The 10,465-nt window shown below is 56.8% G+C and carries 8 protein-coding genes; 4 read left to right on the top strand and 4 right to left on the bottom strand.

Translation table 11 applies throughout. The features are described from left to right. The first annotated feature begins 271 nt into the window (after window positions 1-271). Complete coding sequence (locus AAEZ03_RS24950; RefSeq protein WP_350582297.1) at window positions 272-3,178, top strand: RHS repeat-associated core domain-containing protein; 2,907 nt, start codon at window positions 272-274, stop codon at window positions 3,176-3,178. Here AAEZ03_RS24950 and tauD read toward each other — a convergent pair. From tauD to tauA, 4 genes are read right to left on the bottom strand one after another with little or no spacing between them, the layout of a single operon-like run. Then, complete coding sequence (tauD, locus tag AAEZ03_RS24945) at window positions 3,175-4,008, bottom strand: taurine dioxygenase (RefSeq protein ID WP_350582294.1); 834 nt, start codon at window positions 4,006-4,008, stop codon at window positions 3,175-3,177. The two genes, AAEZ03_RS24950 and tauD, sit on opposite strands and share 4 nt — an antisense overlap. Before the next feature lie 55 nt (window positions 4,009-4,063). Continuing rightward, the gene (tauC, locus tag AAEZ03_RS24940; protein WP_278940506.1) at window positions 4,064-4,897 is read right to left on the bottom strand and encodes a taurine ABC transporter permease TauC; all 834 of its coding nucleotides are present in this window, start codon (window positions 4,895-4,897) and stop codon (window positions 4,064-4,066) included. Then, complete coding sequence (tauB, locus tag AAEZ03_RS24935; protein ID WP_048389190.1) at window positions 4,894-5,688, bottom strand: taurine ABC transporter ATP-binding subunit; 795 nt, start codon at window positions 5,686-5,688, stop codon at window positions 4,894-4,896. The genes tauC and tauB overlap by 4 nt, the downstream gene beginning before the upstream one ends. Window positions 5,689-5,715: 27 nt before the next feature. Beyond that, window positions 5,716-6,696: a taurine ABC transporter substrate-binding protein gene (gene tauA / locus AAEZ03_RS24930; RefSeq protein ID WP_350582290.1), complete on the bottom strand. Its 981-nt coding sequence runs from the start codon at window positions 6,694-6,696 to the stop codon at window positions 5,716-5,718. Window positions 6,697-7,194: 498 nt separating this feature from the next. Between tauA and AAEZ03_RS24925 the strand changes: the two genes are divergently transcribed. From AAEZ03_RS24925 to ssuE, 3 genes are all read left to right on the top strand, one after another. Next, window positions 7,195-8,547 carry an OprD family porin gene (locus tag AAEZ03_RS24925; RefSeq protein WP_153390022.1) on the top strand — a complete coding sequence of 451 codons (1,353 nt, stop codon included), beginning with the start codon at window positions 7,195-7,197 and terminating at the stop codon, window positions 8,545-8,547. A gap of 310 nt (window positions 8,548-8,857) precedes the next feature. Then, window positions 8,858-9,496 carry a peroxiredoxin gene (locus tag AAEZ03_RS24920; protein ID WP_048371098.1) on the top strand — a complete coding sequence of 213 codons (639 nt, stop codon included), beginning with the start codon at window positions 8,858-8,860 and terminating at the stop codon, window positions 9,494-9,496. 299 nt (window positions 9,497-9,795) lie between these two features. Next, the gene (gene ssuE / locus AAEZ03_RS24915) at window positions 9,796-10,389 is read left to right on the top strand and encodes an NADPH-dependent FMN reductase (protein ID WP_048371096.1); all 594 of its coding nucleotides are present in this window, start codon (window positions 9,796-9,798) and stop codon (window positions 10,387-10,389) included. Window positions 10,390-10,465 lie beyond the last annotated feature (76 nt).

Genomic DNA, 10,465 nt, shown 5'->3' with positions numbered 1-10,465 from the left:
CACCGACCGATTACGAACGGGCGATGGCGTGGAAACAACCTATCGAGGTGTCCGGAATTAGTTGACCACTACAGTTCTGCGGTCTGCAAGCCATGCACTGAATCTGAAAACACCGCGATAAAGCTCCCTCTCCCTCGGGAGAGGGCTGGGGTGAGGGACAAAGAGCTCCCCTCACTCATTCACACACACACAATCACAGCATTATTTACCACCCGCCCACCCAGCCGGGTTTGTACGTTCGCATGGCCATTTCTCATTTAAGGATATTGCCATGCCCAGTCTTATACACCGGCACACGCCAACGCTTGCGGCAATGGACCCGCGTGGTTTGGTGCTGCGCAGTGTGGCTTATCACCGAGCGTCAGCCGCTACTGCGCCGCAGGGGCGCATCCGCCGACATACTTACGGGGCGACGGGCTTGCTGGAAACACAATGGGACCCACGCTTGTATGCCCTGTGCCTTGACCGTCCACAAACGCGCCCCAATCAACGAACCCATTACAGCCTGACGGGCAAAACCTTGCGCACGCAGAGTGTCGACGCGGGAGCGCGTGTGTTATTGCGAGGCGTGGCCGGGCAAGTGGTTGCCCGCTGGGACTCTCGCGGTGCTGAGCAACGCTATGATTTTGACGCGTTGCTCAGGCCCACGAATGTGTTCGAGCAGGCTGCGCACGAGGCCACGGCCCGACATGTCGAGTGCTTTACCTACGGCGCCAGCGATGCGTCCAATCGCCAAGTCAACCGCAGTGGTCGACTCATTCGTCATGATGACCCTTCAGGGGCATTGCTGTACGAAACGTATTCGTTGCAGGGCCAATTGTTGAGCGAGCAGCGGATGTTCTACCCGTCACTGACAGAGCATGATCTAAAAGCAGACTCGCCGCGCTACAGCACCACCTGGCACTACAACGCCTTCGCAGAGGTCGTCGAACACACCGACGCCAAGGGCAATTTGCAACACACCCAGTACGCAGTCGATGGGCAATTGCAGCAACATGCCTTGACGCTCAAGGGCGGCAGTCAGCAAGTGTTGGTTGACCAGCGCGTGGTCAATGCTAGGGGGCAACTGGAGTCCGAGCGCTCAGGCAACAATGTCCTGACCACGATGCAGTATTCCCCCCTGGATGGCCGTTTGAAACGTCTGACGACCTATCGTTCAGGCGAGAAAAATACCCCGTTGCAGGATTTGACCTACGACTATGACCACGTGGGGAATGTGCTGCGGGTCAGCGATACGGCCCAACCCACGCAGTGGTCGAACAATGCACAAATCAATGCTGTCAGCACCTATCTGTATGACTCGCTGTACCAGCTGATCAGTGCCACGGGTCGGGAAAATGCGCACAACACTTCAACCTCGAACATTCCAAGGCTGGTTCGGTTCGGCGCGACCGATAACAGTGTGTGGCGCAATTACACCCAGACCTATACCTACGATGAGGGCGGCAATCTTGCAGAGTTAAAACACCAAGTCAGCACAGGTCATGGTTACACCCGTTCGATGTTGATAGCCCAATCCAGCAACCATGCTGTATTGAAAAGCACGGACACCCCAGCGTTACCACCGGGGTTAGGCCGTGATTTTGATTTAAACGGCAACCAGCTGGCGTTAGTGCGCGGCCAGACCCTGCAATGGAATGTGAACAATAACCTGCAAGCCGTGACGCTGGTGACCCGGGACAACGGCAGCAGTGACGATGAAATGTATGCCTATGACGGCCTTGGGCAGCGCACCCGAAAAGTACGTACCACCCGCACTCAGGGCCTGACACATACAGTGGAGGTGCTGTACTTGCCCGGCCTGGAAATTCGCCGCGACAGCGCCACGGGGGAGTACCTCAACGTCATCAAAGTGCAAGCAGGCAACAGCGATATCAAGGTCTTGCAGTGGGACGCAGGGCGCCCGCAGGACATGCCCGATAACAGCCTGCGTTTTAGTCTGTCAGATCATCTGGGCAGTAGCCTTCTGGAGCTTGATGGCAAGGCCGGGTTAATCACTCAGGAAAGCTATTACCCGTTCGGTGGTACGGCGTGGTGGGCGGCCAGGAGTGCCTTGCAGGGGGAGTACAAAATCACCCGTTATTCGGGCAAGGAGCGCGATGCGAGCGGGCTCTACTACTTTGGCTTCAGGTACTACGCGCCGTGGCTTCAGCGTTGGGTCAGCGCAGACCCGGTCGGTGAGGTTGATGGCTTGAACCTGTTCGCGATGGTGAGTAACAACCCCATCACGTTTAAAGACCAGTGGGGCCTTAATGGCGGCAATCCGGATACCCGACCCCTGCGCATCCAGGCCCTGGACACGTTTTTGCGAGTGAACCACCCGCATATTTACCCGTCCCCTTTGAATTTCTTTGACCATCGGTACACCTTGACTGCCCAACATCGAAATACCCCCATGGACGCTGCCGTGCGTGCCGTGAGAGCTGCTGGATACAGTTACGACGAGATGAGCAGTTACAACCAGTCAGTGAGCATCGAGGCGCCGTACCCGGCGAATATTTTCATCGGCTTGACCGAAGCCTATATTGCCTCGGCCAACTATTTTAATGAGCCAGCCCGGTTCAAGATCAACGAATCCATGCACACTGATCCCGGAGAGTGGACGGGCCCTAGCATCGTAGAGACCTATTCAAGGATGCTGCCCGAAGACAGGGCTCAAACGGAATCCTCGCTGGCCGACATTAAAATGGCGTTGAGCATCAGCAGGACCGAAGCGGTTGAATTACTGGATTTTCATGTCAGAACAAATCCCGGCGGCCAAACCACCACCTATCGCGGGCATCGTGTTTCCGATGTGGGCTTAAAGGCGTTAACTGCCCATGCCGGCAAAGGCGACGTAGTGCGTACCGAGCAGTTTATGTCGGTCAGTGACAAGCGCAGTGTTGCCAAAAGCTTTGCCAGCGGGGCCTATGACACTCGGCCAGGTACGTTCAATGAGGTCATGCTGACGGTGATGGGCAGCAGTGCAGTCAAACTCTTTTCGCCGGTCAATGAAGCTGAGCGCATTTACCCGCTTGAGACGGCATTCACGATTGAGCACGCAGGCGTATCAAACCTGGCGATCAGAGCGTATGCGCCCGCGGCCACGCATTTCGTCTTGCGCGAAACATCGGTCTCTGCGCAAAGACGAAAGACGCTGCCTTTCATGACTGACCCTGGCGCCCGCAGGGGGCGTTAGAACGGCGCATCACCCAAAATGGTCGCGCGGTGCATCACGCGACGGTTAGGGCGGTAGTCGTCCACGGCGTAATGCTGGGTGACGCGGTTGTCCCAGAAGGCCACGTCGTTTTCCTTCCAGCGCCAGCGGATGGTGTATTCAGGGCGGGTGGCGTGGGCAAACAGCAACTTCAAAATCGCGTCGCTTTCGGCCTCTGACAGCTCATTAATCTTGGTGGTGAAGCCTTCGTTGACGAACAGCGATTTACGCCCGCTCACCGGGTGCGTGCGCACCACCGGGTGGGACAGCGGCGGGTTGTTTTTGCGGGTCTGTTCCCAGCGCGCGAGGTCTTCGGGGGTCGAGCCAAAACGCTCCAGCGGGAACGATTTGGTGAAGTCGTGGGTGGCGGTCAGGCCGTCCAGCAGCACTTGCAGCGGCTTGGACAAGCCCTCAAAGGCCGCGATGCCGCTGGCCCACAAGGTATCGCCGCCGAAAGCCGGCAACTGCTTGGCGCTCAACACCGCGCCCAGTGCCGGGGTTGGCAAAAAGGTCACGTCGGTGTGCCACACCGCGTTGTCGCGTACGTCGGTCACGGCCGTGTCCAGCACCAGCACTTCAGGCTGTTCCGGTACGTTGGGGTAAATCGGGTGAATGTGCAGGTCACCAAAGTTGGCGGCAAAACGCGCTTGCTGTTGCGGGGTGATGACCTGGTTCTTGAAGAAAATCACCTGGTGCTGAAGCAGCGCCTGCTCGATGGCATCGCGCTGTTCCAGGCTCAGTGGCCGGGTCAGGTCAACGCCGTCAATCTCGGCGCCAAGGGCAGAGCTAATGGGGGTAACGGTCAGGCTCATGGTCGTCTCGCTAGCAGCGCGCCGATGGGTCGGCGTCGTGTGATATTCGGTGTAATTAGTGAACCTGGCCGTGCCACGGCACCAGTTTGCGTTGCAGGGCGCGCAGGCCCATTTCCATGGCGAAGGCGATGATGGCGATCACCAGAATGCCCAGCACCACTACATCCGTGACTAAAAACTGTGCGGCAGACTGCACCATAAAACCCAGGCCGCTGGTGGCAGCGATCAGCTCCGCCGCAACCAACGTCGACCAGCCGACCCCGAGGCCAATGCGGATACCGGTCAAAATATCCGGCAAGGCGCTCGGCATAATTACATGGCGGATCAACTGCCAGCGCGTGGCGCCCAAAGACTGTGCGGCGCGGATCTTGGCCGGGTCGACGGTACGCACGCCGGTGGCGGTCGCAATCGCAATCGGGGCAAAAATCGCCAAGTAAATCAGCAGCACTTTCGACAGCTCGCCAATGCCGCACCAGATCACGATCAGCGGCAAGTAAGCCAACGGCGGGATCGGGCGGTAGAACTCGATCAGCGGGTCGAAAATGCCCCGCGCAATGCGGTTATGGCCAATGGCAATACCCACCGGCACGGCCGTCAAAATCGCAAAGCCAAGCCCCAGGCCGATACGGCTCAGGCTCGCGCTCAAGTGCTGCCACAGGGTGGAATCCATGTAGCCTTTGGTCGCCAGCAACCAGCCTTTTTCCAGCACGGCAGACGGTGGCGGTAAAAACAGCGGTTCGATCAAGCCGGCGGCGGTCACGCCCCACCAGGCAAGAATCAACGTGACCAGGGTCAGCACGCTGATCCAGCGTGTGCTCAGGCTGCGCTTTGCCGGGCGCGGCGCGTGAGGTGCAGCAACGGGGGCTGCGGCGACTTCATAACTGCTCATGCGCGCTCCTGCCGCTGGGCGGCACCACGTTGTGAAAACACGCGTTCAAGCACGTGTTCACGGGTTTCGATAAAGCGGGGATCGGACTTGATCGAGCGAGCCGACTCACCAGCGTTATAACGCTGACCGAAATCCAGGGTCAGGCGCTCAACAATACGGCCAGGGTTGGGCGCCAACAGAATCAGATCCGTGGCCAAAAACACGGCCTCTTCAATGTCGTGGGTAATCAGGAACACCGGTTTGTCGGTGCGTTTGCACACTTGCAGCAACAGCTCTTGCATCTGTTCACGGGTGAACGCATCAAGAGCGCCGAAGGGTTCGTCCATCAGTAGCACACGCGGGTCGGCCGCCAAGGCACGGGCCAGGCCCACACGCTGGCGTTGACCGCCGGACAGCTCCCACACACGACGCTTTTCAAAGCCCGACAAATCCACCAGGGCGAGCATTTCACGGGCGCGCGCTTCGCGTTTGCTGCGTGCCACGCCGGCCAGTTCCAGGCCAAAAGCAACGTTGGCCAAGACGTCTTGCCAAGGCAGCAAAACGTCGTCTTGAAACACCACGCCGCGTTCAGCGCTCGGGCCTTTGACCGGGGCGCCATCCAGGGTGATGCGCCCGGCGCTAGGTTCAACAAAACCGGCAATCAGGTTGAGCAGCGAGGTTTTCCCGCTGCCCGAAGGGCCAAGTGCGACCAGCAGCTGCTGAGGTCCGAGATTGACGGAAATATCCGACAGCACCGGCTCAGCTGCGCCTGGGTACTGTGCGCTGATGCGCTCCAGTGATAACAAGGCCATGACGGTCGATTCCTCAGTTGGCGTGGGTTATTGAGTGACGAACTGGGCGGTCACTGACGGTGCGTAATCCGGCAGCACAGCGTCGACCTTGCCTTGCTCTTTCAGGAAGGCGGCGGTGTCAGTCAGGGCTTTGGTGGTCGGTGCACCCAGCAACACTTTTTGTTCAGCCGCTACCGGGTAAACGTTGCCTTCCAGCAGGCCAGGAATGTCAGCGGCCTTGGCGCCGGAGAGCTTCTCTACCTTGGCGACGTTGCTTGGGTTGGCAACCCAGGCTTTAGCGTCCTTGTTGTAATCGGCGTAGGCATCCAGGGTAACTTTGGCGAATTCCTTGACGATTTCCGGGTGCTTGGCCGCGTAGTCCTTGCGCACAATCCAGGCATCAAAGGTGGGTGCGCCGAGCTTGCCCAATTCGCCAGAGGTAATCAGCACTTTGCCGCTGTCTTTGGCCACGCCCAATGCCGGGTCCCACACGTAAGTGGCGTCGATATCACCGCGCTTCCAGGCCGCGATAATGGCCGGTGGTGCGAGGTTCAGGATGGTCACTTTCGACGGGTCGATGTTCCAGTGTTTCAGCGCTGCCAGCAGGCTGTAGTGGCCGGTCGATACAAACGGCACGGCGACTTTTTTGCCTACCAGGTCTTGTGGGCTGTTGATGCCGGAGCCGTTGCGGGCTACCAGGGCTTCAGCACCGCCGATCTGGGTGGCGACCAAAAAGGTTTCAACCGGAACACCGCGGGTGATGGCGGCGGTCAGCGGGCTCGACCCCAAGTAGCCGATCTGCACGTCGCCCGAGGCGATGGCGGCAATGATGTCGGCACCGTTATCAAATTTGCGCCAGTTGATTTTGGCGTCGGTGGCTTTTTCGTAAGCGCCGTCAGCCTGGGCCACTTTGGCCGGGTCAACGGTGGTTTGGTAAGCCACGGTTACGTCGTTGGCGGCTTGCGCAAAGAAACTGGCACCGGCCAGAGAGAGTGCAGCCAAAAGGCGTAGGGGGGTGTTCAGTTTCATCTGGGGGAATCCTCGGCTGGCGGCCGTTAATTGGCTGGATGCGAGGTTAAATGATCTAAGAATGAGTAAATAAATAACTTTTATGCATTAGCTTATGAAGTTATTGATCCTTCTTTACGTGCGCGCGCACGAGCTTTAACGGGTTTTTCCGGTCGAAGAAAATCGCTTCAGCGCCGTGACATGAACGCTTATTAAAAATTTCATAAAAATCTATTTATAAATAAGACCAAAGGCCGATAGCATCCGCCCGCGTGGTCGTAAGAAATTTCCTTCAATATGCCAATAAGTTATGAAGGATCTTGAAATAATTCTTTTTTGGTTTATAAAAAAGTCTTTAACCTACGCGCACACCGCAGAGGACTAGACAAAGGTCGTAAACCTCAAACGTTACGATTGACTTGGCAGTCACTGTCTGGCGCTAATCGCGCATCTGGAGCACCGAGACGTCAGATTTCGGGCTAAAGAACTACAAAAATTAGAATTCAAAGGAGCAGCACCATGAAGAAGTCCACCGTAGCCGTGGCTGTAGCCCTCGGCTTGCTGGCGCAACAAGCGAGCGCTGAAGGGTTCATCGAAGACAGCAAAGCGACGCTGAAACTGCGTAACTTCTACATCAACACCGACAACCGCGACGCAGGCACTAAAGCTTCCGGTGCTCAGAGCAAGAACGAAGAGTGGGGCCAAGGCTTCCAGGTGGATTACACCTCGGGCTTTACCGCAGGTACTGTGGGTTTCGGTCTGGACGCTATCGCTCTGCTGGGCGTACGTCTTGATTCGGGCGGCGGCACCAACGGCGCTACCTCGACCTCATACGGCGGCACTGTGTTCCCGAGCAAGTCCGACGGCAAAGCGGTTAATGACTTCTCAAGCCTGGGCGTAACTGCCAAAGCCAAGTTCTCCCAGACCGAACTGCGTTACGGCACCCTGATGCCGAAACTGCCGGTCATCTCCTATAACGATGGTCGTCTGCTGCCACAGACCTTTGAAGGTGGTCAAGTCACCTCCAACGAGATCAAGGACCTGACCCTGATCGCCGGTCAGATCGAGCACGTTAAAGGCCGTAACTCCAGCAACAACGAACAAATGTCCATTGGTGGTGCGAACGCTCGTACAGCCAACAGCAACAAATTCGTCTATGCCGGTGGTGACTACAAAATCAACAAGGACCTGTTGGTTCAGTACTACTACGGCAACCTGGACAAGTTCTACAAACAGAACTTCCTGGGCCTGGTCCACAACTGGGCAATCGGCCCGGGCGTGTTGAAGTCTGACCTGCGCTACTTCAACAGCAAAAACGACGGTAAAAACGGCTACGACCCGCTGTACTTCAGCAACGGTAACTACGCCAACAGCGTTTCCAAAAACGGTAAAGGCGAAGTCGACAACAACCTGTACAGCGCTTTGTTCCTGTACTCGGTTGAAGGCCACACCTTCGGTGGCGGCTACCAGGTCAGCAACGGCAGCAGCGACTTCCCTTGGCTGAACCAGGGCGACGGTTCGTCGAACTACACCATCACCGATTCGCAAATCCAGAAGTTCGGCCGTGCTGGCGAACGTACCTGGCAAGCACGCTACTCGTATGACTTCGCCAAGGTCGGCGTACCTGGCCTGACCGCCGGTGCTGTGTACCTGCGCGGTAACAACATCGACACCTACAGCGGCGGCAAGCAAAACAACGATGGCGCGACCGAGTGGGAGCGCGACATCACCGTGGCTTACGTTGTTCAGGAAGGTGCTCTGAAGAACCTGGGCTTCATGTGGAAAAACGCCATGTGGCGCAACACCATTGCTGGCCAGCGCAACCAGGACGAAAACCGTGTGATCGTGAGCTACTCGATCCCACTGTTGTAAGTCGGTTATAGCGAAAAAAAGTAAGACGTAAAAGTAAGAAAAATCCTGCCCGGCGCAATGCCGGGCAGGGTGTTTACCGAAGGCCAGACGGCTCATTCGTAACACATTGAGTAGTCGCAGCTCCTTGCCGCTCCCCTTGCCTAAACCTGAATCCAGAGTGGACCTGGTGCTTTGTCGCGTCCAATGAAACAGTTTTTAGTATTCCTTTTGGTTCTAATTAAATCGATATTTATTCTTTTTAATTAGTTCGTGAAGCAGGCAGAGTAAGCCCATCACGCCCCGCCACTCACGACAAAAAAGGAGCTGCACCATGAGCCTAAGACTTGGCGATATCGCCCCCGATTTCGAACAGGATTCCAGCGCTGGCACCATCAAGTTTCACGATTGGCTGGGCGACAGCTGGGGCATTTTGTTTTCTCACCCGGCGGATTTCACGCCGGTGTGCACCACTGAACTGGGCTTCACCGCCAAGCTCAAGGATGAGTTTGCCAAGCGTGGCGTCAAGGCCATCGCGCTGTCGGTTGACCCGGTAGACTCGCACCACAAGTGGATTGGCGACATCAACGAAACGCAAAACACAGTCGTCAACTTCCCGATCCTGGCCGACGCCGATCGCAAGGTCAGCGACCTCTATGACCTGATCCACCCTAACGCCAGCGACACCCTGACCGTGCGCTCACTGTTCGTGATTGACCCGAACAAAAAGATCCGCCTGACCATTACTTATCCGGCCAGCACGGGGCGTAACTTCAACGAAATTTTGCGTGTGGTTGATTCGCTGCAACTCACCGACAACTACAAAGTGGCCACCCCGGCCAACTGGCAAGACGGCGACGAAGTCGTGATCGTGCCATCGCTCAAAGACGAAGACGAAATCAACAAACGCTTCCCTAAAGGTTATCGCGCGGTGAAGCCTTACCTGCGCCTGACGCCACAGCCAAACAAGTAACGCTTACAACGTGTAGCCGCTGCCGCAGGCTGCGATGGACTGCGCAGCAGGCCCAAGGGGCTGAAGGCCCTTCGGGCCTTATCGCAGCCTGCGGCAGCGGCTACAGGTGTTCTTCTTCAATGTCACAGGGTTTTGGCCGTTTCGACGGCCTTTTTTTTGCCTGCTAATTCATATGCGTTTAAGGAATAAACAAATGAACAAATATGATTTATGGATATAAAAAACACCTGTTAAGGTCAGTTCCATCTAAGCGAAAACGCTGACAGAAAATTGAAAAATTTCATTCAAGGAAACCGTAAATGCTGGTTGTGACAATCGGAGGTAGCCCAAGTCAACGCTCCCGTTCCGGGGTGTTGCTGGACCGCGCCAAACACTGGCTCAACCAGAATGGCGTCGAAGTGGTGAGTTACCAGGTACGTGACTTTCCGGCTGAAGACCTGCTGCATGCGCGTTTCGACAGTCCAAAAATTATCGACCTGCTGGAGCAGATTGAACGGGCCGACGGCCTGGTGATTGCGACTCCGGTGTACAAGGCCTCTTTCAGCGGTGCGCTGAAAACCATCCTCGACTTGCTGCCTGAACGTGCCTTGAGCCACAAAGTGGTGTTGCCCATTGCCACCGGCGGCAGCATCGCCCACATGTTGGCTGTGGACTACGCACTCAAGCCTGTGTTGTCGGCGCTCAAGGCCCAGGAAATGCTGCATGGCATCTTTGCCGAAGACAGCCAGATTGCTTACGGCGAAGGCAGCGCTCAGGCGCAGTTGGTGCCGGTGCTGGAACAACGTTTGAACGAGTCACTGGAGCACTTTTACAGCGCCCTGGCCCGTCGCCCAAAACCGCTGGACCCCGACATCCTCAACGAGCGCCTGCGCACGGCTCGCTGGAGTATCTGAACTTACTCACAACTGTAGGAGCGAGCTTGCCTCGCGATCTTTAGATCTTTTAAAAGATCGCGAGGCAAGCTCGCTC

It is taken from the genome of Pseudomonas sp. HY2-MNA-CIBAN-0224 (genome assembly GCF_040310285.1).
Classification (GTDB): Bacteria; Pseudomonadota; Gammaproteobacteria; order Pseudomonadales; family Pseudomonadaceae; genus Aquipseudomonas; species Aquipseudomonas helleri.
This window is presented reverse-complemented; position numbering and strand designations above follow the sequence as displayed.

Excerpts from the sequence above, each read along its gene's own strand:
- AAEZ03_RS24950 (WP_350582297.1), top strand. The coding sequence starts at position 272 with ATGCCCAGTCTTATACACCGGCACACGCCAACGCTTGCGGCAATGGAC.
- tauD (WP_350582294.1), bottom strand. The coding sequence starts at position 4,008 with ATGAGCCTGACCGTTACCCCCATTAGCTCTGCCCTTGGCGCCGAGATT.
- tauC (WP_278940506.1), bottom strand. The coding sequence starts at position 4,897 with ATGAGCAGTTATGAAGTCGCCGCAGCCCCCGTTGCTGCACCTCACGCG.
- tauB (WP_048389190.1), bottom strand. The coding sequence starts at position 5,688 with ATGGCCTTGTTATCACTGGAGCGCATCAGCGCACAGTACCCAGGCGCA.
- tauA (WP_350582290.1), bottom strand. The coding sequence starts at position 6,696 with ATGAAACTGAACACCCCCCTACGCCTTTTGGCTGCACTCTCTCTGGCC.
- AAEZ03_RS24925 (WP_153390022.1), top strand. The coding sequence starts at position 7,195 with ATGAAGAAGTCCACCGTAGCCGTGGCTGTAGCCCTCGGCTTGCTGGCG.
- AAEZ03_RS24920 (WP_048371098.1), top strand. The coding sequence starts at position 8,858 with ATGAGCCTAAGACTTGGCGATATCGCCCCCGATTTCGAACAGGATTCC.
- ssuE (WP_048371096.1), top strand. The coding sequence starts at position 9,796 with ATGCTGGTTGTGACAATCGGAGGTAGCCCAAGTCAACGCTCCCGTTCC.